The following is a 25137-nucleotide window of genomic DNA, read 5'->3' on the forward strand; positions in this document are numbered from 1 at the left end:
GATGGGGGAAACGCCTCTATCGCGCACACGCGGCGCGCGGGTCGGGCTGCTCGGAAAAACCGCCGCGCGCGCGCTGCGCGTGAGCGTTGCGACGGTATGGGTGGCGAGCGTCTGCATCATGGCGCTACCCGTCGCGGCCGCAACGCCCACCGCACAAATCAGTGCGGCGAGCACAGAGCAGACGATCAGCGCGGCGTCCGGGGCGGCGGCCGCCGTCGATCGCGAGCCAGAAGTCGCGAACGAGCGCGACATCCCCCGCCCCGTGCAAATCGCGCCGGGCGTTTATGCCATGTTGGGCAGCGGGGACGCCGTCGCGCCGCGCAATCACGGAATCGTCGCAAACAACGGATTCGTCGTCGGCAAGCGCGGCGTGGTCGTGATCGATACAGGCGCGTCCTATCGCTACGGCCGTGCCATGATCGAAGCGATTCGCAGGGTCACACCGCTGCCGATCGAACTCGTCGTCATTACGCATCAGGCGCCGGAGTTCGTATTCGGCGCGGCGGCTTTTCGCGACGCAGGTGTGCCCATCCTTGCGCATCGCCGTACCGCCGAGCTGATCGCCGCCCGTTGCTCCATTTGTCTGACGAACCTGCGCCGCACGCTGGGCGAGGAGGAAATGAGCGGTTCGCGCGTGACTGTTCCGGACCGCACAGTCGAGGCGACCACGCGCATCGACGCGGGCGATCGGCAACTGGATCTGCTGTATTTCGGTACGGCCGCAACACCTGGGGACCTCGCGGTTCGCGATGCGCAGACCGGGGTCTTGTTCGCCGGCGCGCTCGTGAGCGTGGGCCGCATTCCGGAGTTGCGCAACGAATCCATTCCTGGGTGGCTCGCAGCCCTCGACCGGATTCATGCGCTCGATGTCAACGAGGTCGTACCGGGCTTCGGTCCGGTCGTGAAACCTGACCGGATCGATTCGGTCGGACAATATTTGAGAGAGCTCGATCGTGGCGTACATGACGCCTATGGCGCAGGCGTTGGGCTGACGAATGCACGGACGCAAGTGCAAACGCCGAACTTTCGCCATTGGAAGCTGTATTCGGTCGCGCACCCCCAAAACGTGCAACGCGTTTATCTGCAATTGGAACCGCACTGACCAAGGGCGGCGATGTCTTGCCCGCTTCGTGTTTCCTAATGCCCGCGAATGATGTCCGAACGCGAAGTCGTATAAACGACGCCTTGGGCGTTGAAATGAACGTTGAAGTAGGCCTCGCCCGCGGGCGGCCCTTCATTCCATTTCCAGCTCCAGACCGTCTCCGGCTTGAGCCGATAAACGGCGACCTCGCCGGGCTTGCCGAGCAATCGACGCACCTCGTCCTCGGTCATGCCTTGCCGGACCTTCGCGAAGTTTTCCGCACTCAGCACCTGCGTGACGGCACGTAGCTTGCCTTGCGGGTCGATGTCCACCATATACGTCGTCACGCCCTGCGGGCCGCGCGGATATTCGAGCCGCTTCGAACCGTCGGTGAAGGTGCGCTCGGTTTCGGGTTGGCCCATTTGGTCGCGAATCTGCGCCTCGGTCGTAACGCCCGGCGTCAGCCCTCTCAGCAATAGCGCATCGGGCTTGATTGCGTTGAGAAAAGCCTTGAATTTTTGCATGGCATGTTCGCTGTCCTGTTGATCGCAGCCGGCCAGCAGCACTGCAACGCCGACAGAAGCGACGGTCATCAGCCGGAAGACGAATTTCATTTTGCGCAGAAGTCCCGCGGAGTCATGGAGTTCCATCGTACCCCAAAGCCTCCCATGAGCCGCTCCGGGAGTCGGGCACGAGGGCGCGAGGGCGCGATGCCCGCGCCGCGTTACCTCGAACACGCCGTCGCTGCGCGCAACGCTTTGCCGCTTCGCACGTGCACGAACCGGGGCCGCGAACCATCCTACCATTGGCCCATTCGAGCCACCTCGCCCAAAAACCAGATGCCAATATCGATCGACGGAAGCAACTTTCCTCCGCGCCATGAGACAAGCACGGCGCATGGCGAAACGCCGGCCGCCGTATCGCCCCCTGCTGTCCGCGCGTTGGGCCGCCATGGCGATGCGCCGAGCAGACTTTCCGCTGGCCGTGACAGTGGCGCGCCCCGCATCGATGGTGAAACGCCGGGAGCGATGGCTACCACGCGCTTTGCGCATGCAAAGAACGCGGACGGCGTACGCGCGCCAGACACGTCATCGTCAGCAGCGCCCCTCGTGATACGCGACGGCGCCGCGCTCAAGCGGCTCGGCGAGCGGTACGACGGCACGGAGGCACTGCCGCTGAAACTCGAAGGCTATTTTGGACCCGGCGAGTTGCAATACCTGCCGGAATGGGTCGGCGCGCTCGATCTCTCCGAATGCCGCGGACTCAGGCACGCCGACCTCGAAGGTTTGTCGTCGTTGCGGCTCACTACGCTCGATGTGAGCGGACACCCGATCGGACAATGGAAGGCCGCGCCGACGCTTGCGCAAACTGGCACTTTGACATCGCTGACGGCGTGCGGCTGCGGTCTCGACGATGCCGACGTGAAATCTCTCGCCTCGCTGCCCGCGCTGACGTCGGCCATGCTGGGGAACAATCGCATTGGCTATGAAGGGATAGCGACGATCTTCGAGAGCGACACGCTTCGGCGCATCGACGTCAGTCGCAACGAGTTCGGCACCCTGGGCGCGTTGTCAATCGCCCGAGACTCCACGTCGCGCGAGTGGGTCGACGTGTCCGGCAACCATATCGGAATCATTGGAGAACAGGCGCTTCGCGAACGCCAGGCAAATAGCGGCGTCTCGATCATCGGTATCGGCGAACATCCGAAACGCGCCTAAGCAGCGACGCTGGCTTGCGACCCGAACCAGGCGGGCACGTGCGCGAGCGCGTCGTCGAGCTGGACGAGCACATGCAGACTCAGCGCGGCGATTTCATCGGTTGGCGCTTTGAGATCCGGCACGGCGACGACTGCCATGCCAGCATCGACGGCCGCTCGGATGCCGTTCTCGCTGTCCTCGAACGCAAGACAATGAGCGGCCGGGGCACCCAGGCGCTCGGCCGCGAGCAGATAAACCGCGGGATCGGGCTTACCGCGGGCAACTTCGTCGCCACCCGCTATCGCGCGAAAAAACGGCAGCACGCCGACGCGCCTCAGGCGCACTTCGATCTCCTCCCGCCCAGAGGACGAAGCCACGGCACAGGGAATCCCTGCGCGGGCGAGCGAGGCGAGCAAGTCGCCGGCGCCCGATTTCAACGGAAACAACGGCCCTGCTTGCGAATCCGTCAATTGCGCGCGCACGCGAGCGCGCGCCTCGCTGAAAACAGCCTCGCTGCCCAGCATCTCGGCCAGCATCACGTGACACTCGCGCAACGATCGCCCAATGATCCGAACATAGTCGCTCGGCAGCAGCGTGATGCCCAACTCCCGCGCGACGGCAATCCAGGTATTCATGATCGTGCGCTCGGAATCGATGAGCAATCCATCCATATCGAAAACAGCAGCTGAAAACATCTATTCCGTCCGAGCGCATGCGTGAAGACGACGCACTATACCAAACCGTTGCCCTCGCCGCGCGAATCGCTTTGTCGTCAAGACGGGGCCGGCGGCCGCGTTCCAATGCGGAATTCCGCACACGAGGGAGGCTGAATTCCGACGCGTCGCACAGGGCGCCCGTCGCATCTAGCAGGTCACGTCCGCTTTTCTTTTAAAAACAATGGCTTGTAACATGATCGGCGTGTAGGCGGAATTGGCATACCCATTGCGTTGCCAAGCGCCGTCGCTCCTTCCCGAGCGAATGGTTGACAACATTCCGGAGACACGATGAATCCTGTTCCTTCAAACGTGGCCGCACCCGCGCGCGCCGCCAGTGCCGGCGAATTGCCGGTTTCCACCTCGAAAGACACGCGCTGGCGTCTGCGCTCGATCTTTTCCGGCTCGGTCGGCAACCTCATCGAATGGTACGACTGGTACGTGTATTCCGCGTTCGCGCTCTATTTCGCGAAGTCGTTTTTTCCGGCCGGCAACAGCACCGCCCAGCTGCTCAATACGGCAGCGGTCTTTGCCGTCGGCTTTCTTGCCCGCCCGATCGGCGGCTGGTTGATGGGTATTTATGCCGACCGGCACGGGCGCCGCTCAGCCCTGCTCATCTCCGTGGTCATGATGTGCCTCGGTTCGCTCATCATCGCGCTGTGCCCGAGTTATCAAACCATCGGTGCGGCCGCTCCGGCACTGCTCGTGCTCGCGCGCCTGCTGCAGGGTCTCAGCATCGGCGGCGAATATGGCACGTCGGCCACCTATCTGAGCGAGGTCGCCACCGCAAAGCATCGCGGCTTTTACTCGAGCTTCCAGTACGTGACCTTGATCATGGGTCAACTCGTGGCGATCGTGCTTTTGATCGTCATGCAGCAATTCCTGCTGACGACGCAGCAACTCGAGTCGTGGGGCTGGCGCATCCCGTTTTTTGTCGGTGCGGCGTGCGCGCTCGTCGGCATGCGTTTGCGCGCAACGATGGAAGAAACGGGCGAATTCGAAAAAGCCCGTAAGGCGCGCAAAGCGCGCGGCTCGCTGGCCGAGTTGGCCAGGCATCCGCGTGCGGTGCTGACCGTCGTGGGGCTCACGATGGGCGGTACGGTCGCGTTCTACACCTACTCGATCTACATGCAGAAGTTTCTCGCGAACACCGTCGGCATGAGCAAGCTCGACGCAACGCTCGTTTCGGGTGCGTCGCTTGTGCTTTTCGCCGCGCTGCAGCCGCTCGTCGGGGCCATTTCGGACCGCATTGGCCGGCGCCCGATTCTCATTGCCTTCGGCATTTTCGGCACACTGTTTACCGTGCCGATCATGACGGCCATCAGTCATACTCACAGCGCGTGGACCGCCTTTTTCCTGATCGTGGCGGCACTCGTCATCGTCTCGGGCTACACCTCGATCAACGCAGTGGTGAAGGCCGAGCTTTTCCCGGCCGAAGTGCGTGCTTTGGGTGTGGGCCTTCCATATGCTGTTACCGTATCGATTTTCGGCGGTACCGCCGAGTACATTGCGTTGTGGCTCAAGCAGGCCGGACATGAGGAAATGTTCTATTGGTACGTCACGGGAGCGATCTTCTGTTCCCTGCTCGTCTATATCTTCTCGCGCGATTCGAAACGGCATTCGCGGATCGAGGACTGATCCCGGCGCGGCCGGCTGCGCGGCGGGACGCACGCGATGAAGCTGCGTTCCGCGCTGCGCCTACGGTATGTCGCGACCGGTGCCGGCGTTCTGGCATGCTGCGCGCTGATGGCGTGGTTCGCCTACGTGGGGGCCCTGCGCCACTATGAACGCGTCCGTGCCGCAGAGGTGGCGCAGCGCGCCTCGTTTTATGCGTTATCGCTCGAAGCGCAGCTTGCGCGCTACGAGTCGCTGCCGCGTATTGCCGCGCTGGCCCCGGTGCTGTCGCGGCTGCTGCGCAATCCGGGCGATGCCGCGGAGCAAGCGGCTGCCAATAGCTATCTGAAGGCGGTGCAGATAAACGCACAGCTCGCCGCGGCCTATGTGATGGATACTCGCGGCAATACGCTTGCCGCGAGCAATTGGAACGAGCCCGGCAGTTTCGTCGGCAGGAACTACGCTTACCGGCCGTACTTCAGCGACGCCATCGCACACGGCGTCGGCCGCTTTTACGGTGTCGGCAGCACCACCGGGGAAGCCGGCTACTTTCTGTCGGTGCCGATACGAGATCCCGAGCATCCGAATGCACCGCCCGTCGGCGTAGTGACGATCAAGGCGCCACTCGCAAGCTATGAGGACGCACTGGCCAACAGCGGCGATATCGTCGTGCTCACGGATCGCGACAACGTGGTGTTTCTCGGTTCGGTACCCCAATGGCGTTATCGTGCGCTCGCCCCGCTTTCGGCCGAAGCTCGGGCACGTTTGCGTGCGACGCGGCAGTACGGGGACGCTGCGCTCGAGCCGCTCCCGGACGAAACGCGACATCGATACCGCGTGCATTATCGGCCGACGGGCTCGCTCGGCTGGCGCATCGCCATTCTCACGGCCCCCGCCGAAGATCGCCAGACGGCCGCGCTGGCGGCCATCGGTGCCGCCACGGCCAGCGCGCTCGCCTTCGCATTAGCCGCGGCGCTGTGGCTGCGACAGACCCGCGAGCGCGAACGCGTGCGAGCCCGCCTTGCATTACAGGCGGCACATCGCGATCTCGAAGCGCGCATCGCGGAGCGTACGGCCGAGCTGACGCAGGCCAACAGCGATCTCGCCCGCAAGGTGGAAGCGCTCGATGACGCGCGGCGGATACTGCGCGATACGCGCGATGCGGCGATCCAGGCCGGCAAGCTCGCCGCATTGGGGCAAATGGCGGCGGGCATCACGCATGAACTGAACCAGCCGTTGACGGCCCTGATGACGCTCTCGAACAACGCGGTCCGTCTCATCGAGCTTCAACGTATTCGCGAGCTGGCGCGCAATCTCGAGCTCATCGACGATCTCGCCGCGCGGATGGGAAAAATCGTGGCGCACGTCAAGGCATTCGCACGCAACGATGCGGTGGAGCGCGAACCGGTATCGATCGGCGAGACGATCAAGCAATCGCTCGCGCTCGTGCAGGCGCACCGCAAAGCAAACGACGTGACGATCCGCGTGGCGCACATTCCCGACGAAGCCATTGCATTGGCTAGCGCGATTCGCGCGGAGCAGGTGTTCGTCAACCTGCTCACTAATGCAATCGACGCGTGCGCCATGAGCGAAGATCGAAAGGAAGTCGTCATCGAAGCCGAGATGACGACCCGCACCGTGCGGGTGAGTTTCCGCGACAGCGGGCCCGGCATCGCGCCCGAAGCGTTGTCCAGACTGTTCGAACCGTTTTATACGACGAAGCAACCGGGCAAGGGGCTCGGGCTGGGACTGGCAATTTCGCAGGCCATCATCGACGAATTCGGCGGCAGCCTCAGCGCCGCCAACGTCGAAGCCGAGCCCGGCCGACGCTCGGGTGCGGTGTTCGTCGTCGAACTGCAACGCGCAACCGTTCAATCAGAGTCCATCAATTGAATTCAGTCGATTTTCAGGGCGAGCACCCCGTGTATGTCGTGGAGGACGATCCCGCCGTACGGCTGGGATGCTCGCAAGCGCTCTCGCTCGCCGGCATTGCCGTGCGCGAATTCGAAGACGCGGAAAGCGCCTTCGCGGCACTGTCCCACGCGGTGCCCGCCGCGATCGTCAGCGATATCCGTCTGCCCGGCATCGACGGACTCACGCTTCTGGCAAGCGTCAAAGCGCGTGCGAAGGACGCGGATATCCCGATCATCCTCATCACCGGCCACGGCGACATCGCGATGGCGGTGACCGCCATGCGCGCCGGCGCCTACGATTTCATCGAGAAGCCGTTTCAGTCGGACCGTCTCGTCGAGTCGGTGCGCCGCGCGCTCGAGCATCGGCGGCTCGTCGTGGACAACCGCCACTTGCGGGCGCAACTGCGCGGCGAGCAGCTCATGCTGGGCCGCTCGCCGGCCATGCGTAATGTCCAGGCGATGATCGATGCCATCGGTCCCACACCGGCCGATGCGCTGATTCGGGGCGAAACGGGAACCGGCAAGGAGGTGCTCGCGAGAGCGCTGCACGCGTCCAGCCGCCGCAGCGGGCCCTTCGTCGCCCTCAATTGCGCCGCACTACCCGAGGCGCTCTTCGAAAGCGAAATCTTCGGCCATGAAGCCGGGGCATTCACGGGCGCGCAGCAAAAGCGGATCGGCAAGTTCGAGCACGCACACGGCGGCACACTGTTTCTAGACGAGCTCGAAAGCCTTTCGCTGGCATTGCAGGCCAAGCTGCTGCGTGTCTTGCAGGAACGCAGCGTCGAGCGTCTTGGCAGCAACACGGCAATGTCCGTCGATGTGCGCGTCATCGCGGCCGTCAAGGACGACCTCAAGCAGCTGGTCGAACGCCAGACGTTTCGCGCCGATCTCTATTACCGCCTCAACGTGGCGACGATCGATCTTCCACCGCTGCGGGAGCGGCGCGACGATATCCCCGAGCTCTTTGCGCACTTCGTCCGCGATGCCTGCGCACGTTATGGACGCGCCGAGCCGGCATGGACAGCCTCCGATATGGCGCGCTGGCAAGCCTACGATTGGCCCGGCAATGTCCGGGAGCTCAAGAACATCGCCGAGCGCTTCTCGCTCGGACTCGACGATGGCTTGCCGCAACCGGCGCACGATGCGGGTTCGCTCGAAGCTCGGATGGCGCGCGCCGAACGCGCATGCATCGAGGAGGCATTGCGAAGCGCCGACGGACAGGTGCTGCGAGCAGCGGAGCTGCTCGATCTGCCGCGTAAAACGCTCTATGACAAGATTGCCCGGCATGGGATCGATGTGAACGCGTTTCGATAAGCGCCTGCCGATCGCGCCGCCGGTCCCATCCGCTATCCCATAAATCCATCGATGCCCACCCGTCAACGGCGATAGGTGCCCCTCTCCGCCGACGACGCCTATGCTGAATCGACTCACTTGTCGACGGCGGCGTCGCGCATCTCATCCGCCGTCTGCTGCATCCACTGAGCGGAGAAGACGAATGATGAATCCAAGAATCTGGGTTGCCATCGCTGTCGCCGGATGCTGCGCGTGTCTCGGTCAGCCCGCGTCGGCGCAAGAATGCGAGGCCTCCGACACTTGGTTCGCGTCGACCGGCGTTCCAAAGCCGGACGATGCGCACCGAAGCAGATTCAACTCGAACTGCGCGTTCCATCAATTCTCGTGGCAAGCGTTCTTATGGCTGACCGACGCCCTACAAAACGGCACACCGCGGTTCCAGAGCATGTTTTCGGATGCTTCAATCGATTCCGAGGCCAAGAATCCAACTGAACACGTGCTCGACGGCGTGCAGCAGGCCGATTCGCTCGGCATTCTGGTGGACCAGAATGGCCGAGCGGTCTATACCAACATGCTCATCAACGATGTCTATCGCCAGTTCGTCCTCGACCGCCGACTGAACACGCGGGAAGGCATGAAAGAGGCCGCTGCCAACCTGGTCTTCCCGACCGGCGCCATCTCGCTGAAAGCCGCCTGGAAAATCGTCGGCCCGAACGAAGACGTCAGCCGCTTCTATACCACCACTGCAAAGATTGCCTTGCTCTCGAAAACGGGTAACACCGTGGATATCGACCCACAGCGCAAGCTCGAGACCGTAAAGGTCGCTCTGGTCGGCTTTCATATCGCATGGGTGGTAGACGGCCATCCCGAAGCCATCTGGGCCACGTTCGAACACGTCGATAACGCGCCGGATTTCAAGGAAAACCAGCAGATGTCGCAACCTGTCGCGAACAAGTCCTACACGTTTTACCGTGCCGGCACCCCTGCTCAGGATTGCAACGTCAACAATGCATCAGTGATCGAGCTCGATAAGTCGACACAAAAGCTCACGCCCGTGACTCAGACTTGCCGGCAGTACCGGACCGGAGGGGGCGAAGAACCCAACGTCAAGAATATCGATTCGCTCAACAAGAGCGTTCGGGACCACCTCGCAACCAAGCAGTCAGTCTGGCGAAACTACGAAGAGGTGGGTGCCGTATGGATGGGAGAGGATCAGGCCTCGGCGAAACCATTTCATCCTGATTGGAGTCCGCAGATCGATAACTCGCAGATCAAGGGCTCCGATCAGCTCTCGAACTCGGTGATCGAGACGTTTACGCAGAACAAGGTTTCCAAAAATCAATGCTTCAGTTGCCACAACACGATGGCAGTCACGGATACACGCGACCTGCCGCTCGTATTGCCGGGCAAAGATATCAACACCAGTCATATCTTGCTGCGCAAATACATGAACAACCCCGTCATCAAGCGATAGCCGGCACACGACGCGGACATTCATTTCCGCGCGATACCGACACATCCCGCACGTTCGCCGTCAAGATCAGGGAGCCCGCCATGTCGAAAACCAGCCTACGCATTCATCCCAGCATCGGATTCGCGCGGGTCGGCAGCAGTGAGGAGTACTACATCGGCCCGGAAACGTCCGCTGGCTTGCCCGTCGCCGGGCAAGAGGCCACGGGAGGACTTCCCATCAAGCCGGGTACGGAAGAAAACACCCCCATTACCAGTGCGGACCTCCGCGATCAGCATGGACGTCTCAAGCGCCAAGCCGCACGCTTCCGAATTTACCAGTACGACGATACCGGCTCCACCGGATATCCCTGTGGCGCAGGCACGGAGGTCGTCATCGGCTCGAGAGTCGATGGCAAGCTCGTGAAGGACATCGTTTGGACCGTGCATCTTGCCAACAAGAAAGCGAACTGCTGGCGGATCGAGGCAGCGCCGTGGCCCGGCGGCCTCGACGGCTATGAAGGCGATAAACAGCCACCGCTTCGCAATCCGAATTTTATGCGGGACCCTTCCGGCAAGCCGTCGGACCCTGGCGACGAGATCCGCCTGAGGCACCTGGTCATCGATGCCGGTCCTCGAGCGATTGCAGCATCGAAACAGGAGAAAGTTGCATTCGATAAGACCACGATGGCGAGCTACTGCAACGCCAAAGGCCAGCTGGTCGACTTACACCACTATCCGAAGTCGTTTCCGCCGTCCGATGGTACGGAACAGGTTGCGTCGTCGGCCAGCCAGCCGATTACGAAGCTGGGAGAGATGACCACCGAGCCAAAGGGGCGTCTGCTTGTGCTGGGGGCTTACGGTCGCGCTTGCGGTTTCGATTCCAAGGGACATGCCAACCCGGATGCACCGTTGAACGAGGATGTCGATAACGACAATTGGTTCGACGACACCGCTGACGGCCCCGTTACCGCATGGCTCGTTTTGGACGATGGCAGCAAGCGTGAAGTGAACAGCGGTGCGTGGGTGGTGTCGACCGACCCGGCCTATGCGCCGCAGACGAGAAACGTCGTGACGCTGTGGGACGACATCCTGAACACATGGATCGAGAAGTTCCAACTCAGACCTGACATCTACAGAGATCTCAACTACCAGACCGACTTCCAGCCGTCGTTCGATGAGGACGTCTTCCCGATTCTTCGCGCGGCCTCATTGCAGATGTGGACCACGAATCTGCCGAAATCGGCGATCAGTAGCCATCGCAACCTCGACCAGCTCAAGGCGACGAAGCCTACGTTCAACATTCTGTCCTTCATTCGCGACCCAAAGTCTTCGACGCAGATAAAGACCGGCTCGCCGCTGATGCCGCTTTCCCTGGGCGATAACGGGAAAAGTTTCCTGACGCTCACCACGTCGCAGTATTTCTTCATCAAGCAGTGGACCGACGGCCGGTGCCAGCCGTCCGGGCGGCAGGCGCATCTCGGCCCGGGCGAAGCGCTCGATAAAGCCGTGCTTTCCAACTGTCTGGGTGGGCGTTTCAGCCCCGGAATCGACCTGACGTTTATCGTCCGGGATCCGAATCTGTACAAGGCGAACTGGCATGACCCGACGATCGGACCGTTTCGGATCAACATGCGCAAGCTCGACTACGGAACCGCGACCGCGGACAAGCCATTTCTCGGCATCGGTTATATACCGCGATCAACAAAAGAGAAATATCAGACGGTCGAGCCCGGAGATCTTTGCAAGTTCATGTCCATTCCATGGCATACGGACTACAACTCATGTGCGACGCATGTCCCCGACCCCAACCCGAACGGCCCGTTGACCGAGAGCAACGTATATGGAGGACGGGTGAATACGACCTTGTTCTGGTCCTGGCCAGCACAAAGACCGGTGGCGGTCTACACCTATGACGATCTTGCGGCGAACGGCGGTGAGTTGCCCGTTCAGCGTTATTCCGTTCGCGGCGAAGGCACGGCGGCCGTGTCTCATGCCGGATCCGACAAGTTCAATACGCCGGCCATGAACGTCGGGCGTTATCAGCAGCGCCGGGATATTCTCGTCAACTGGGACAAGATCGGCTTCGTCATACAGGGTGTTGCGATAGAGGGATATCACCCCAGCTATCCGCGAGACTACTATCTGGAGGTCCAAAGCCGCTTCAAGAAGGATCACAGCAATCTCGTCGAACCTTGGGCCAACACAGTGACCGATCCGGTCCATCCGCCGAGGAACCGCGATAGGTGAACACCCAATGCGAAGGGGCCCATGCCGCCCTCGTGGAGAATCGGCTTTCACCGGCACCCAGTCAATCGCACTATCGGGTCGCGGTGATAGGAGGCGGACCCGCCGGTAGCAGTTGCGCACTGGCGCTGGCAAACGCCGGCGTCAGCGATATCCTGGTCGTCGAAGCTTCTTCATACAGCGGATTCAAGGTGGGCGAAAGTATTCCACCCGAATCCCGGATGTTGCTCAGAAGCCTGAATATCGACGAGGCGTTTCTCACGCGGCATCATGAGCCCTGCTACGGGAGTTGTTCCTATTGGGGCAGCGACAAACGCGGCTACAACGATTTTCTTCTCAACCCCCATGGGCACGGATGGCATCTCGACCGAAGCCGGTTCGATGCCTTTCTCGCCGCGCAAGCGCACGCCGCCGGCGTGGAATTGCTGACCGGAAGTTCGCTGTCGGGATCCGAGCCGCTCGGTTCAACGGGGTACATGTTGAGCCTCAAATGCCCTGGTGGGGTCCTCGCGCGCGTACACGCGGATTTCGTTGTAGATGCAAGCGGTCGACGTTCCGTGTTTGCCCGACAACGCGGTGCCAGACAAATCAATTCAAATCCCCTCATCTGCTTTGCTGCGAGCTTGCGTCGCCACAACGCCGACGTATCGTTTTCCAGGCTTACTCATCTCGAGGCTGTCGAGCAAGGTTGGTGGTATGTCGCGTCCATACCAGGCAACGCCGTCATCATTGCATTCGCAACGGACGTGCCGATCGTGCGCACGATGCAGTTGCAAAAAGCTGAGCGCTGGTACCGAATGCTGCGCGCTGCGCCTCATACATCGCAACTGATGGAGGGCATCGATCCGCGGGACGCGCAGGTTCGGTGTTATCCCGTGCCGTCGTACTGCCTGGACCGCCTATGCGGCGAACGGTGGCTCGCGATCGGCGATGCCGGGTCGGCCTACGATCCCATTACCGCTCAGGGAATCGTCAAATCTCTCTCAAATGGGATTCACGCGGCCCAGGCGATCCAGAGCCACATGAGTGGAACCTCCGATGCGCTCGAAGCGTTTGCGCAAATTGTCCGCACACAGTACCGCCGCTATCTGGACTTGCGACGCGATCTCTATTGCCTCGAGCAGCGTTGGCCGGCCTCGGAATTTTGGCAAAGGCAAATCACGTCGGCGAGCATGTAGCACGGATAAATCGTACAGTTAGCGACGCTTAACCCTACGTCGTTTCTCGAAACGTATACTCGAACGCATCCGAAATCCATGTCGAGGTTGCGCAACGATGAACGCCCGCTCGGAGCACTATCCCAAGGCCATACTGTTCGATTTGCTGACCGCATTGCTCGATTCGTGGAGCTTGTGGAATCGCAGCGCCGGGACGATCGAAGCCGGCCGCGCATGGCGCGCCGAATATCTGCGGCTCACCTACGGATGCGGACGATACGTGGCGTACGAAACGCTCGTCAGACAAGCCGCCGAGAACGTGGGATTGCCGCCGTCCGCGCCGCACGCTCTCGAGGACAACTGGCTGACACTCGAACCTTGGCCCGAGGCCGCCCAAGTGTTGGGCCGGTTGCGCAGCCGCACGAAACTCGCGGTCGTCACGAACTGCTCCGAGCGGCTCGGCAGACAAGCCGCCTCGATCGTTCCTGTCCAATGGGACGCCGTCGTGACGGCGGAAGAGGCCGGCGCCTACAAGCCTGACAAGCGCCCCTACGAGCTCGCGTTGAAAAAGCTCGGCGTGGGCGCGGGCGATGCCGCCTTCGTTGCCGGATCGAGCTACGACATGTTCGGCACCGCCGCGCTCGGGATGTGTACCTACTGGCACAACCGTGTCGGGTTGCCGCTCGCCGCCGGCGCCCAACGTCCCGCAATCGAATCGCCCTCGCTCGATTCGCTCGATGCCTGGGCGAGCCACTTCCGCAGTCCCGCGTGAATCCGATCGCCGCATGCCTGCACAACGCGCATGCGGCTTCAATCGTCGATTAATCCGCCAAAACGTAGTTCCAGCCCAAAAATTAGCCGGAGATTACGAACAATCCGTCAAATATGAAGTAACGACACGTCATTATTGCGCTTTCAAGAATTGTGTTTCTACGGATATAGCGATGTTCGTTCCGCGCGCAGGCGAATACATTTAGGGAGCTCGATTCAAGGAGCTGCAATGAGGACTAGAAAATCTCCCGCCCCCGACCTAAGCCGCGTCCAGATCGAAATACTCGAGCAGTCCGAAAACACGCTCGTGATCCGCTGGGTCGAGCCGGGTCGTTGCCATTATGGCGAGCAGCGCTGGCGCCGCCGCTCGGCCAATTCGTCGGGAACCTGCGTCGTTTCACGCCGTGCCATTCGCCGCGGCGACGCCGTGTTTCGCCCCGCCGAGCGGCCTGCACCGGCCAATGCGTCGGCCATGATTTCGGTGGAAGCGTTCATGCAAGGCGAGACGAGCTGTCCACGGGCAACCTGAGTTAGCCCTGGCCGCCGCTTGCGCTAATGCGCATCGAGCGATGCACGGACCGCCTGCAAACCGTTCGCTCCCTTTACCGTCGTCACACCATCGAGCCACTTTTCGAGCATCGCCGGATGAGCCGATAAAGCTTGTCGCGCGGCGGTCTCCAGGCTGGCCTTATCGCGCAGCACGCGCGCGATCATCTGGTTCTCTATCGCCACATCGAACGTCATCTGCTTGAACAGCCGCGCGAGATTCGCGCATTCGCCGGTGAAGCCACTACGCGCCACCGTATTGACCGTTGCGCCCCCATAGTTGGGACCGAAATAAGTGTCGCCTCCCGATAAATACGTGAGATGAAACTCGGTATTCATCAGATGTGGCTCCCACGCAAGAAACACGATCCACTGTTTCTCGCGCACCGCGCGCGAAACCTGGGTCAGCATGCCAGTCTCGCTCGATTCGACGATCTTCCAATCGCCGAGGCCGAACGCTTTATCGGCAATCATTTTCTTGATGTTCTGATTGGCCGGCGCTCCGGGCTCGATGCCATAAATCCGGCCGCCGAAGCGCGACGCATTGCGGGCGAGATCGGCGAAGCTGTGAACGCCGGCCGCGGCCACGTAATCGGGCACGGCAAGCGTGAACTTCGCCCCGGTCAGGTTGGCCTGCACCACGTCCAATGAATGAGCGTCGATAAACGGTTTGATTAGCGGCGCCTGAGCCGGCATCCAGTTGCCGAGAAAAACGTCGATCTGTCCTTTGCGAAGACCTTCATAGGTGATCGGCACGGACAGGTTCTGCACTGTCTGCCGGTAGCCCAGCGCCTTGAGTACGACGCCCGCCATCGCGTTCGTCGCATCGATATCGGTCCAACCCGGATCGGCCATGCGCACCGACGTGCAGGTCGCGCCGTCGGCCGCGGCAGCCGTCGACGCCCAACTGATGAAGAATGCGGACAAAAGCGACGACAGGCACCAAAAAGCAAGCGTGGTCTTCCTCATTGCGGCTCTCCATGAGAGGCGGTTGGGTTCAGCGCGACGCGGGGCAGGCGCGCCATCGCTTCGAGCGTGTCGAGTTCGAGATGGTTACGCATGAAACGGCGGCTCGCGTCGGAAAACGGTTGCCAGTCCCATGACGCGATCTTCCCTTGCGTCGTGGCTTCGTAGTGAAAACGCCGGCGCCGCTGGCTCACCAGCACCTGTTCGCGCAAGCGCGCCAAATCCCACCGCTGCAGCACGCGCGCACGAAACGCGTCGAGCACGCGGGCCGAACCCGGATCGGAGGCCAGGTTATGCAGCTCCCGCGGATCGTCCGCAAGGTCGAATAGCTGATCGGGGTCGGCCGGCGAGTGAATGTATTTGTATCGCCCGTGCCGAATCATCACGACGGGAGCGATCGCGCCTTCGGCGAGATACTCGCCGAAAACCTCGTCATGGCCGTCCTCGCCGCGCAGATGCGGCATCAGACTCGACCCATCGACGGGGTCCGGCCAGCTCCCGCGCGGCTCGCCGATCGCCAACTCGACGAACGTGGGTAACAGATCGATGTGCGAAACCGATGCTTTGACCCGGGCGGCGGCGAAACGCTGTGGCGCGTGCACGATCAGGGGAACACGGCAAGCGTTTTCGAAGAACGTCATCTTGTACCAAAGCCCGCGCTCGCCCAACATGTCTCCGTGGTCCGACGTCACGACGATGACGGTGTTCTCGGCGAGGCCCGTCGAACGCAGCGCGTCCAGCACCGCACCGAACTGTGCGTCGACGTAGGAAACCGCACCGTAATACGCGTGTCTGGCATTGCGGACCTGCTGCGGCGTCGGTGGCGTGCGGTCGATCTCGCAAACGGCACGCACACGCCTGGAATGCGGATCGCTCTCGTCATGCGAGAGCGACACGGCGGGCATATCGATCTCATCGTCGCGATAGAGGTCCCAGTACTCGCGTGGGATTGCATAGGGATCGTGCGGATGGGTCAACGAGACGACCATGCAAAACGGCCGATCGTCGATGCCGGCTTCCCGCTCGCGGGCCATGTCATAAAGCTTTTGCTTCGCGCAAAACGCCACCTCATCGTCGAAGTCGAGCTGGTTCGTTCGAACACATGTGCCCGCGTCGATCACCGAACTCATGTTGTGATACCAGCTTGGCCGAACATCGGGATGGTCCCAGTCGGGCACCCAGCCGAAATCCGCGGGATAGATGTCGGTCGTCAGGCGTTCCTCGAAACCATGAAGCTGATCGGGGCCGCAAAAATGCATCTTTCCCGAGAGTACCGTGCGGTAGCCGGCAGCCCTCAGATAGTGTGCGAAGGTCAAGGTCTGGGCGGGCAATTCGGCTGCGTTGTCGAACGCGCCGATCGCGGAGGGCAGTTTCCCCGCCATGAATGCGAAGCGCGACGGCGCGCACAGCGGGCTCGCGCAATAAGCCGATTCGAATACGACGCCCTCGCGGGCAAGCGTATCGATATGCGGCGTCTTCGTGAGGCGATGTCCATAGGCGCCCAACGCGAAGGGCGTCAGTTGATCGGCCATCAGGACGAGCAGATTGGGTTGAGTGGCGTGCATTGTCGATCGATGCGGATTCGATGGTTCGAATAGTCAGGAGTCCGTGGTAGACGGCGCTTGGCCGCGCAAAACGCACCGAGCGGGCGGCATGCGAAATGCGCGACATCGAATCCACTATTGCGCTTCAATATGTGCTTGAGAAGCGCTGGGGCGTTATGTGCTCATAAGGTGGGCTTATGGCTGCGAGCCGCCGGCCGCGCTTACGGAGGGCCGCGTGTCGCGGCTCAAACGGGAAGGCTTACGCCGGTCAGTTTTTCGCAGACCTCGATCAGACGGTCCCCCGCCGCAACGTCGCGTGCACGCCGCGCGACGCGGGCGTTCCCCACGCGCTCACCGCGCATTTCCATCAAACCTCGAGGGCCGTAGTAGCCGCCGCTGATGGCTGCGTCGGAGGTTGCCGCGAAAAGCGTCGGCAATGCGCCGGCGTAGTCGCTATTGAAAAAAAGTCCGATGAGCCTGCCGATCATCCCGCGTGCCGCACGCTCGACGGCCGGTCGGTCCGAGCCGCGAAAGAGATTGGTATTCGCCACGCCCGGGTGCGCGGCAATCGACATGATGGGCGAGTGGGCCGCGCTCAACCGCCTGGCGAGCGCGAGTGCAAAGACCAGATCGGCCAGCTTCGATTGACGGTAGGCCGCCATCGGTGAATACGATCGCTTCGATTGAAGATCGTCGAACGCCAGACGTCCGCCCTTATGCGCGATGGATGCGACGGTCACGATGCGAGGCGGCTCGCTGGCCTGAGCCGCAGCCTGCTCGATAGCCGGAAAAAGCAACGCGGTCAACGCGAAATGGCCGAGGGCATTGACACCAAATTGAAGCTCGAAACCGTCGGCGGTCGTGCGCCGGCGGCGCGGCGCCATGACACCGGCGTTATTCACGAGTACGTGCAAGGGGCGCTGCCGCGCGAGTTCGGCCCGGGCGAATGCCCGCACCGATGCCAGCGACGCGAGATCGACGATCGCGACCTCGACGTCGGCGCCGGGTATTTCGGCTCGAATCGCGGTTGCCGCGCGCTCGGCGCGCTGCAAGTCGCGGCAAGCGAGCACGACCTGCGCGCCCTTGCGCGCCAGCACACGCGCCGCCTGATATCCGATGCCGCTGTTTGCACCGGTAATCAGGACGCGTTTGCCGCTCTGCTCGGGGAGATCGGAGACGGTCCAGGACTGGGCGTTCTTCATCGGCGCTCCCGTTATGGGTACAGTTGGCATCGAAGACTAACACTGGCAATGGGCCGCGTGGTTACGGGGTTGCCGAGCAACGGAGGCGTAGCGCATTGGCCCGCTGGAACCGGGGAGACTGTGCCCTCGTCACCGCGGTAGCCAGAGAGGCAGACCAGAAACCGACACGGCCGTTATCTCCTGCAGGAATAATCTTCCTCTATCTCTGACACAAATATTTGCGTTATATCTCTTGTACGAATATCTTGCGGAATATTTGTATCGGAGATATCTGCCATGGAGATCATCATTCGGACCCCGGCGCAATTGGGCCAGGTTCTTCTCTCGGCGAGGAAGACGCAAGGCATCACGCAAACGCATGCGGCGGCTCAAATCGGCGTACAGCAGCCAAGGCTGTCAGCGCTCGAGACCACGAGCACCGGAAGCCTTTCGCTCCAACAGATGCTGATGCTGTTTGCGCTGTATCGGCTGGAACTCTGCGTGCAGACGCGGGACCGAGACGAGCCGGATCACGCACAGCCGGAATGGTGACGAGGCCCCGATGCCGAGCCTCTCATTACGCGGCTCATTGCGCGCACTCCCGACGTTATCGCGAGCGTCTCGCGGCATCTGCCAACCGGATTTCCGGAGCGCGTCGCGGTGCGCGTTTTCGGAGGTCTCCAGCAATCCGTCTCCAGCCTCGAAGCAACGGCGAACGCTGCGGCATACCGGTGACGTCTGCAGCTTCGCCAATCATTCCAGCGGAAATCCATCCCTGAACGCTTGCCGCAAGAAGTCGGTAAAGCACTTGACCGCGCGTGCCACCTGTACGCCGTGCGGGCGCACCACATGCAGTTGCGAAGCGAATGCGCCCACCGGGCGCCAGTTATTCAACAGCACCGAGAGCTTGCCCGCTTGCAAGGCGGATTGCGCGGTGAAGTCCGGCAACAGCGCAATGCCGAGATGCTCGAGCGCCGCATCGCGCAATATCTCGCTGTTGTTCGCCGAAACCGGTCCGTTCACCGTCACATTGACGCGCGACTTTTCGTTGCGTCTGCCGACCTTCTCGAAAGACCACACGCCGGAACCCACTGGGCGCGGATAGTAAAGGCAATCATGCTGCGCAAGATCGGCCGGCGCCCGCGGCGTGCCACGCCGCTCGAGGTACGCGTGCGTCGCGACGATCACGGAGCGCGTATCGCACAGCTTTCCGGCCACATGGGTATCGGGCACGTTCGCGCTATGGCGGATGGCAAGGTCGAAACCCTCGCTCGCAATCGAGGTAAGCCGATCGGATAGCTCGAGCTGCACCCTCACCTCCGGATACGCGCGCGAGAATTCGGCGAGGCGCGGCACCAGTTGCTGGCGCGCGAACGCGACCGGCGCAGTGACGCGCACCGTCCCACGCACCGCATCGGCCAGTTCCCGCACGCTCGCGAACGTCGCGGCAATGCGCTCGAAATCCTCCCGCGTGTCGTCAACGAGGCGCCTGCCCGCTTCGGTGAAACGCACGCTGCGGGTGGTGCGCTGCACCAACACCACCCCCGCTGCCCGCTCGAGCTCCGCGATGCGCTGGCTGACCGCCGCCTTGCTGACCCCGAGCCGAGCTGCCGCCGCCGTGTAAGTACCCTGCGATGCCAGCACGTTGAGCCAATGCAAGTGGGTCCAGAGCGCCTCGATCTTTTGCGTATCCATATATGGAATCCCGTAGCACGCCGATAAGCGTGCCGATGATAGCACCGCGTCGAGTTATGTTTTACGCATCGCTCATTGATTGTTCGCCGGAGAAAACAATCAATTCAGTTGGAGATGCTTTGCACGCGGCCCCCGCATTCGTACACTGTCAGCATCAACCAACCCGTGAGGAGACGAAATGCAGCCCTATGCCGATTCCGCAGACGTGATTCACTTCATTGGCGGTAAAACCGAGCGTGGCGCGGGCGATCGCACGCAGGCAGTCTTCAATCCGGCGACAGGCGCAGTGGCCCGCCGCCTCGTGCTCGGCACCGCAGCCGACGTCGATGCCGCCGTGGCGAGCGCGAAAGCCGCGTTCCCGGGCTGGCGCGACACGCCGCCGATTCGGCGCGCACGCGTGCTGCTGCGCTTTCTCGAGCTCATGAATCGTCACAAGGACGAACTTGCGGCCATCATCGTCGCCGAACACGGTAAGGTCTTCTCCGACGCCCAGGGCGAAGTCGCGCGCGGCATCGACGTCATCGAATTCGCGGCGGGGATCCCGCAACTGCTGAAGGGCGACTACACGGAGCAGGTTTCCCGCGGCATCGACAACTGGACCGTGCGGCAACCGCTCGGTGTCGTTGCCGGCATTACGCCCTTCAACTTCCCCTGCATGGTCCCCTGCTGGATGTTCCCCGTCGCGTTGGCCGCCGGCTGCACGTTCATTCTGAAGCCGAGCGAGCGCGACCCGTCGGCATCGCTGCTCATGGCGCGTCTGCTGAAGGAAGCGGGCCTGCCCGATGGCGTGTTCAACGTCGTGCAGGGTGACAAGGTCGTGGTGGATGCCCTGCTCGAGCACCGGGACGTGAAGGCGGTCAGCTTCGTCGGCTCCACCCCGATCGCCAACTACATCTACGAAACGGGGGCCAAGCACGGCAAACGCGTGCAGGCGCTGGGCGGTGCGAAGAACCACCTGGTCGTGATGCCGGATGCGGACATCGATCAAACGGTGGACGCATTGATCGGCGCGGGCTACGGTTCGGCCGGCGAGCGCTGCATGGCGATCTCCGTCGCCGTGCTGGTAGGCGAGGTAGCCGACAAGATCGTGCCGCGCCTTGCCGAGCGCGCGCGCCAGCTCGTCGTGAAGAACGGCATGGAGCCCGACGCGGAAATGGGGCCGGTCGTGACCCAACAGGCGCTCGAGCGCATCGAAGGCTATATCGCGACGGGCATCGAAGAAGGCGCGACGCTCGTGGTCGACGGCCGCGGCCTGAAGGTGCCGGGCCACGAAAACGGCTTCTTCACGGGCGGGACGCTGTTCGACGATGTCACGCCCGAAATGCGCATCTATCGCGAGGAAATCTTCGGCCCGGTACTGGCGTGCGTGCGCGTGAAGGATTTCGCCGAAGCCGTGCAACTGATCAACGACCATGAGTTCGGTAACGGCGTGGCGTGTTTCACGCGCGACGGCCACGTGGCCCGCGAGTTCGGCCGGCAAATCGAAGTGGGCATGGTCGGGATCAACGTACCGATTCCTGTGCCGATGGCCTGGCACGGGTTCGGCGGCTGGAAGCGAAGCCTGTTCGGCGACATGCACGCCTATGGCGAGGAAGGCGTGCGTTTCTATACGAAACAAAAATCGATCATGCAGCGCTGGCCCGAAAGCACCGAGAAAGGCGCGGAATTCTCGATGCCTGTCGCGAAGTAAGCCCGCAACGCGTCGCCGCGCGTTGGATTCGCGCGGCGACGACACGATTGCCCGGAACCCGGAAACTCCCTAATATCGGAGAGGATTGCCCTACTCGCTTCGTACTCCTTCACTTTTTCACACTGTTTGTTATCCGACCGCGGTCGGAGGCCGGCATGAACGATCGATTTCGTCGCCCCGACAGCTTGCCGCCGATGCAGGCAGTCTTCGTGTTCGAAGCGGCGGCTCGCTTGTCGAGCTTCACCGCCGCTGCACGCGAGCTCGGTTCGACCCAGCCCGCCGTGAGCCAGCGTATCGTTCAACTCGAAACCGATCTTGGCGTCCCGCTCTTCGAACGCAGTCATCGCGGCGTGAGATTGACCGCGGACGGCATACATCTTTTCGAGGCCGTGAAGAAGAGCCTCGACGAAATCCGGCATGCCGCCGCGGATATCCGAATCCGCACGGCGCATGGCACCCTCACGATCCTGACCGACTTCGGTTTCGCGACCTACTGGCTCATGCCGCGTCTGGCCGAGTTCAAGCGCGCCGTGCCCGGCGTCAACGTCAAGATCGTCACCTCGCAGGAAGGCTTCGATCCCGAGCGGGATCGCGCCGATATCGCGATCGCTTTCGGCTCGGGAGATTGGTCGCCTTATCGCTCGACACGCCTTTTCCCCGAACAGGTGACGCCTGTTTGTACGCCAGCCTTTCGAAATGCGCACCCCGGGATCGTAAGCCCCGCGGACCTTCGCGCGGTGCCGCTGCTGCATGTGCAGCCGACACACCCTGAACGCTGGCTCGACTGGACAGGCTGGTTTGCCGCGCATGGCCTCGGCGCGCCGCCGGAAGACCAGGGCATGACGTTCAACAGCTACGCGCTCGTGATCCATGCCGCGCTCTCGCATCAAGGCGTGGCGCTCGGCTGGGTGCCGCTTATCGACGAGCTGGTTGCAACGGGACAACTCGTGCGCGTGGCTGAGCCCCCCGTGGTCACCGAGCGCGGCTATTTCCTCGTCTGCCCCGCCGCGCGCCCCGAAGCGCCGGCTGCACCCGCGTTCCGGCGGTGGCTCTTCGCCGCCTGCGGCTGCGCCGCAAACGCCGCGCCCTACTGACGGGCCGATCGTTGACGGGCCGATACCAACGGGACGGCGTTTCGGTTCTATCCTGCGCTCCTTTCACCTGATTTACTTCGGCATGCTACGCGCCGCATCCGCATTCCACCGCGGTAGCTCGCGCATTTCCCAATGAGATTCAGAGGCCACGCGCATGCCATCGACCGATCGCACTCATCAGTTCATTTTGACGCTCGATTGCCCCAGCGCCGCGGGGCAGGTCGCCTCCGTGGTGGGACTGCTCGACAAGCATCAGGGTTATGTCGACGAACTGACCGTCTTCGATGACGACAGCAGCGAGCACTTTTTCATGCGCTGTGTCTTTCACGGGGCGCGCGGCGACGGGGCAGCGCTCGACATCGACGCGTTGAAAAAAGAGTTCGCGCCGATTGCCGATCGGTTTCGCATGCAGTGGGCCATCCACGATGCGAACATGCGACCGAAAGTGCTCATTTTGGTGTCCAAGCTCGAGCACTGCCTCGCCGATCTGCTGTTCCGCTGGCGCATGGGCGAGTTGAAGATGGATATCGTCGCAGTGGCTTCGAATCACACCACGCTCGAACCCCTGGCGCACCAGCACGCGCTCCCGTTTCAACACCTGCCGATTACGCCCGAAACGAAGGCGCAGCAAGAGGCGCGGATTCTCGATCTCTTCGATACGACCGGTGCCGAACTCATGGTGCTTGCGCGCTATATGCAGATTCTTTCGGGCGAAACCAGTCGCAAGCTTGCCGGACGCGCGATCAACATCCACCACTCGTTCTTGCCGGGCTTCAAGGGCGCCAAACCTTATCACCAGGCGCATGCGCGCGGTGTGAAACTGATCGGCGCAACGGCGCATTTCGTGACCGACGATCTCGACGAGGGGCCCATCATCGAACAGGTCGTCGAGCGGGTCGACCACTCGCATCGGCCCGAGCAGTTGCTTGCGGTGGGCCGGGATGTCGAGTGCATCACGCTCGCGCGTGCCGTCAAGGCATTCATCGAGCGGCGTGTATTCATCAATGGCGATCGGACCGTCGTCTTGCAGTGAGAGGAATCGAACGCGGGCGGCTATGCGGTCGGTTCGAACAGCCGAGCGAGTCAACGGATGCCCGCAACCGGAGAGTCTGACGGTACGTCGTAGGATGCTTGTACATTTTTTGTCGACGGGCGCTCCCACCTGCGCGACATGCGGTTGACCCGGTCGCGGCACGGCGCTTCGACGAACCGATAGACGACGTGTGCAAGGAGGACCGAGCCCCCGAGATAGACAGCCGTAGTGGCCAGAACGGCCGCGAGTGGACGAGGATGGAGTCCAGCGAGGGGAGCGAACAGCGGGCCGAGCAGATCCGCGTGCACGAGGTAAAGCGAATACGATACCTTGCCAAGCGACTGCCACATCGGACGTTGAAAGAATCGTGCAGCGGGTCCTTCATCGGAGGCTACGGCCGCGATCAAGAACACAAAGACGACGGGCGCGGCAAATGCAAGGCCGCGCACCGAGCCCGCGAGATTCATGTAGACCAGCGCGGCAACGGCGACAACGAGCTGTGCATGTCCTCGAGATAAAGCGCGCACTATGTGCGTGTCGCGGTATTCAGCGAGCAGTGCACCGAGGAAGAATCCGGCGACACATCGCGCCCAACCGAACCAGAAGGTGAGCTCGAGGCATCGACCGCGATGCAAACAGTCGTCTTGCATGGTCGAAGCCCAGACGCATATCGCCCAGGCAGAAAGCGCACATACCGCAAGGATCGCCACACGGTGTCGTCCCCTTGCGAGTATGCAGATCGCCGCGAACATCAGATAGACATAGAACTCGTCCGCGGACGACCAGCTTGCAAAGTCTCCGACGAGACGATCGAACAAGTTGAACCCATGAACCATCGTCAGGTTTGCCACGAATTCGCTCAGGGGCGGCAGCCCGACAGGGTGCGCGGAGAGGATCCAGGCGACGAGGTTCCAGTTTGCGATATACAGCATCAACCCCACAAGATGGACGGGCCATAAGCGGCCGAGCCGCCGGGCCACGAACGTAGGGAGATCGGCGATGCGCTGGAGCCGCGAGCCGTAGGTGGCGCAGATGACGAACCCGCTCAAAACGAAGAAGAGATCGACAGCCAGGTAACCGTTGTCGAATATTGGCGGCCGCGAGACTTTGGCATGGTAAAGCACGACAAGAAGCGCCGCGAGGCCGCGCATACCTTCCAGGCTTTTTATTGGGCGGTTCATCAGCGACCTTTTTTGCCGTGTCAATTGCCGGCCGGGAGCAAGGTGCCCGTTATGGCTACGCTTCGACACTGAGCCCGGTCGAAACGACATGCCCCGCTTTCAATCCCCGTGTGCTCGCATAGTTACGTGGAAAGTCGCGGGATAACGTGCGGAACGCCACAAAAAAACCGATCTTTCCAATCCCGGAATCGTCGGCGCGCCTGAAGGCCAGGCTTTTTCCGCGCTTCCCCGATATCGAGCCTCAGCCCCAAAAAGATTGCGCCCGGCATCGT

Annotated in this window: 21 protein-coding genes; 14 read left to right on the top strand and 7 right to left on the bottom strand. The window is 62.1% G+C overall.

Features of this window, described 5'->3' with window-relative positions; all coding sequences use genetic code 11:
- Position 1 precedes the first annotated feature (1 nt).
- A complete protein-coding gene (locus VGL01_RS21355) occupies positions 2–1102 on the top strand; it encodes an MBL fold metallo-hydrolase (protein WP_331572899.1) in 1101 nt (366 codons plus the stop codon).
- Positions 1103–1137: 35 nt separating this feature from the next.
- On the opposite strand, the gene VGL01_RS21360 is transcribed toward VGL01_RS21355, so the two are convergent.
- The gene (locus VGL01_RS21360) at positions 1138–1695 is read right to left on the bottom strand and encodes a hypothetical protein (protein ID WP_414720319.1); all 558 of its coding nucleotides are present in this window, start codon (positions 1693–1695) and stop codon (positions 1138–1140) included.
- Positions 1696–2109: 414 nt separating this feature from the next.
- On the opposite strand from VGL01_RS21360, the gene VGL01_RS21365 reads away from it, so the two are divergent.
- Entirely contained in the window at positions 2110–2799 is a 690-nt protein-coding gene (locus VGL01_RS21365) for a hypothetical protein (protein WP_331572901.1), read from the top strand.
- Here the strand turns inward: VGL01_RS21365 and VGL01_RS21370 are convergent.
- Complete coding sequence (locus VGL01_RS21370) at positions 2796–3473, bottom strand: HAD family phosphatase (protein WP_331572902.1); 678 nt, start codon at positions 3471–3473, stop codon at positions 2796–2798. The genes VGL01_RS21365 and VGL01_RS21370 overlap by 4 nt on opposite strands.
- Positions 3474–3782: 309 nt before the next feature.
- Here VGL01_RS21370 and VGL01_RS21375 point away from each other — a divergent pair, with 309 nt between their 5' ends.
- The 8 genes from VGL01_RS21375 to VGL01_RS21410 all read left to right on the top strand — a co-directional run bounded on the left by VGL01_RS21375 (position 3783) and on the right by VGL01_RS21410 (position 14464).
- Complete coding sequence (locus VGL01_RS21375; RefSeq protein ID WP_331572903.1) at positions 3783–5129, top strand: MFS transporter; 1347 nt, start codon at positions 3783–3785, stop codon at positions 5127–5129.
- A 36-nt stretch (positions 5130–5165) separates the two neighbouring features.
- The gene (locus VGL01_RS21380; protein WP_331572904.1) at positions 5166–6998 is read left to right on the top strand and encodes an ATP-binding protein; all 1833 of its coding nucleotides are present in this window, start codon (positions 5166–5168) and stop codon (positions 6996–6998) included.
- Entirely contained in the window at positions 6995–8332 is a 1338-nt protein-coding gene (locus VGL01_RS21385; RefSeq protein ID WP_331572906.1) for a sigma-54 dependent transcriptional regulator, read from the top strand. The genes VGL01_RS21380 and VGL01_RS21385 overlap by 4 nt, the downstream gene beginning before the upstream one ends.
- A gap of 100 nt (positions 8333–8432) precedes the next feature.
- On the top strand, positions 8433–9785 hold the full coding sequence (locus VGL01_RS21390) for a hypothetical protein (protein WP_331572908.1): 1353 nt from the start codon (positions 8433–8435) through the stop codon (positions 9783–9785).
- 80 nt (positions 9786–9865) lie between these two features.
- Positions 9866–12010, top strand: coding sequence for a LodA/GoxA family CTQ-dependent oxidase (locus tag VGL01_RS21395; protein ID WP_331572910.1), 2145 nt, complete (start codon positions 9866–9868; stop codon positions 12008–12010).
- An 83-nt stretch (positions 12011–12093) separates the two neighbouring features.
- Positions 12094–13185 carry a tryptophan 7-halogenase gene (locus VGL01_RS21400; RefSeq protein ID WP_331572963.1) on the top strand — a complete coding sequence of 364 codons (1092 nt, stop codon included), beginning with the start codon at positions 12094–12096 and terminating at the stop codon, positions 13183–13185.
- A 97-nt stretch (positions 13186–13282) separates the two neighbouring features.
- Positions 13283–13936 carry an HAD-IA family hydrolase gene (locus VGL01_RS21405; protein WP_331572912.1) on the top strand — a complete coding sequence of 218 codons (654 nt, stop codon included), beginning with the start codon at positions 13283–13285 and terminating at the stop codon, positions 13934–13936.
- A 228-nt stretch (positions 13937–14164) separates the two neighbouring features.
- Positions 14165–14464, top strand: a complete 300-nt coding sequence (locus VGL01_RS21410; RefSeq protein WP_331572914.1) for a DUF3331 domain-containing protein — start codon at positions 14165–14167, stop codon at positions 14462–14464.
- Between the two features lie 23 nt (positions 14465–14487).
- Here the strand turns inward: VGL01_RS21410 and choX are convergent, their stop codons facing one another.
- From choX to VGL01_RS21425, 3 genes are all read right to left on the bottom strand, one after another.
- Positions 14488–15450, bottom strand: coding sequence for a choline ABC transporter substrate-binding protein (gene choX / locus VGL01_RS21415; RefSeq protein ID WP_331572916.1), 963 nt, complete (start codon positions 15448–15450; stop codon positions 14488–14490).
- Complete coding sequence (gene betC, locus VGL01_RS21420; RefSeq protein ID WP_331572918.1) at positions 15447–17012, bottom strand: choline-sulfatase; 1566 nt, start codon at positions 17010–17012, stop codon at positions 15447–15449. The genes choX and betC overlap by 4 nt, the downstream gene beginning before the upstream one ends.
- A 224-nt stretch (positions 17013–17236) precedes the next feature.
- Complete coding sequence (locus VGL01_RS21425) at positions 17237–18193, bottom strand: oxidoreductase (protein ID WP_331572920.1); 957 nt, start codon at positions 18191–18193, stop codon at positions 17237–17239.
- 276 nt (positions 18194–18469) lie between these two features.
- Between VGL01_RS21425 and VGL01_RS21430 the strand changes: the two genes are divergently transcribed.
- Positions 18470–18724 carry an XRE family transcriptional regulator gene (locus VGL01_RS21430; RefSeq protein WP_331572922.1) on the top strand — a complete coding sequence of 85 codons (255 nt, stop codon included), beginning with the start codon at positions 18470–18472 and terminating at the stop codon, positions 18722–18724.
- A gap of 201 nt (positions 18725–18925) precedes the next feature.
- Here VGL01_RS21430 and VGL01_RS21435 read toward each other — a convergent pair whose 3' ends face one another.
- Positions 18926–19867, bottom strand: coding sequence for a LysR family transcriptional regulator (locus VGL01_RS21435; protein WP_331572924.1), 942 nt, complete (start codon positions 19865–19867; stop codon positions 18926–18928).
- A gap of 178 nt (positions 19868–20045) precedes the next feature.
- On the opposite strand from VGL01_RS21435, the gene VGL01_RS21440 reads away from it, so the two are divergent.
- The 3 genes from VGL01_RS21440 (at position 20046) to purU (ending at position 23684) form a co-directional block, all read left to right on the top strand.
- Entirely contained in the window at positions 20046–21557 is a 1512-nt protein-coding gene (locus VGL01_RS21440) for a CoA-acylating methylmalonate-semialdehyde dehydrogenase (RefSeq protein ID WP_331572926.1), read from the top strand.
- A 155-nt stretch (positions 21558–21712) separates the two neighbouring features.
- Positions 21713–22651, top strand: coding sequence for a choline sulfate utilization transcriptional regulator (locus tag VGL01_RS21445; protein WP_331572928.1), 939 nt, complete (start codon positions 21713–21715; stop codon positions 22649–22651).
- Positions 22652–22805: 154 nt separating this feature from the next.
- Positions 22806–23684: a formyltetrahydrofolate deformylase gene (gene purU, locus VGL01_RS21450; protein ID WP_331572930.1), complete on the top strand. Its 879-nt coding sequence runs from the start codon at positions 22806–22808 to the stop codon at positions 23682–23684.
- A 50-nt stretch (positions 23685–23734) separates the two neighbouring features.
- On the opposite strand, the gene VGL01_RS21455 is transcribed toward purU, so the two are convergent.
- Positions 23735–24865: an acyltransferase gene (locus tag VGL01_RS21455; protein ID WP_331572932.1), complete on the bottom strand. Its 1131-nt coding sequence runs from the start codon at positions 24863–24865 to the stop codon at positions 23735–23737.
- Between the last annotated feature and the right edge of the window lie 272 nt (positions 24866–25137).

Origin of the sequence: Trinickia sp., from assembly GCF_036503415.1 — a bacterium.
Classification (GTDB): domain Bacteria; phylum Pseudomonadota; class Gammaproteobacteria; order Burkholderiales; family Burkholderiaceae; genus Trinickia.

Coding starts and splice junctions, on each gene's coding strand:
- VGL01_RS21355 (WP_331572899.1), top strand. CDS start 2: ATGGGGGAAACGCCTCTATCGCGCACACGCGGCGCGCGGGTCGGGCTG.
- VGL01_RS21360 (WP_414720319.1), bottom strand. CDS start 1,695: ATGAAATTCGTCTTCCGGCTGATGACCGTCGCTTCTGTCGGCGTTGCA.
- VGL01_RS21365 (WP_331572901.1), top strand. CDS start 2,110: ATGGCTACCACGCGCTTTGCGCATGCAAAGAACGCGGACGGCGTACGC.
- VGL01_RS21370 (WP_331572902.1), bottom strand. CDS start 3,473: ATGTTTTCAGCTGCTGTTTTCGATATGGATGGATTGCTCATCGATTCC.
- VGL01_RS21375 (WP_331572903.1), top strand. CDS start 3,783: ATGAATCCTGTTCCTTCAAACGTGGCCGCACCCGCGCGCGCCGCCAGT.
- VGL01_RS21380 (WP_331572904.1), top strand. CDS start 5,166: ATGAAGCTGCGTTCCGCGCTGCGCCTACGGTATGTCGCGACCGGTGCC.
- VGL01_RS21390 (WP_331572908.1), top strand. CDS start 8,433: ATGCTGAATCGACTCACTTGTCGACGGCGGCGTCGCGCATCTCATCCG.
- VGL01_RS21395 (WP_331572910.1), top strand. CDS start 9,866: ATGTCGAAAACCAGCCTACGCATTCATCCCAGCATCGGATTCGCGCGG.
- VGL01_RS21405 (WP_331572912.1), top strand. CDS start 13,283: ATGAACGCCCGCTCGGAGCACTATCCCAAGGCCATACTGTTCGATTTG.
- VGL01_RS21410 (WP_331572914.1), top strand. CDS start 14,165: ATGAGGACTAGAAAATCTCCCGCCCCCGACCTAAGCCGCGTCCAGATC.
- choX (WP_331572916.1), bottom strand. CDS start 15,450: ATGAGGAAGACCACGCTTGCTTTTTGGTGCCTGTCGTCGCTTTTGTCC.
- betC (WP_331572918.1), bottom strand. CDS start 17,012: ATGCACGCCACTCAACCCAATCTGCTCGTCCTGATGGCCGATCAACTG.
- VGL01_RS21425 (WP_331572920.1), bottom strand. CDS start 18,193: ATGAAGAACGCCCAGTCCTGGACCGTCTCCGATCTCCCCGAGCAGAGC.
- VGL01_RS21430 (WP_331572922.1), top strand. CDS start 18,470: ATGGAGATCATCATTCGGACCCCGGCGCAATTGGGCCAGGTTCTTCTC.
- VGL01_RS21435 (WP_331572924.1), bottom strand. CDS start 19,867: ATGGATACGCAAAAGATCGAGGCGCTCTGGACCCACTTGCATTGGCTC.
- VGL01_RS21440 (WP_331572926.1), top strand. CDS start 20,046: ATGCAGCCCTATGCCGATTCCGCAGACGTGATTCACTTCATTGGCGGT.
- VGL01_RS21445 (WP_331572928.1), top strand. CDS start 21,713: ATGAACGATCGATTTCGTCGCCCCGACAGCTTGCCGCCGATGCAGGCA.
- purU (WP_331572930.1), top strand. CDS start 22,806: ATGCCATCGACCGATCGCACTCATCAGTTCATTTTGACGCTCGATTGC.
- VGL01_RS21455 (WP_331572932.1), bottom strand. CDS start 24,865: ATGAACCGCCCAATAAAAAGCCTGGAAGGTATGCGCGGCCTCGCGGCG.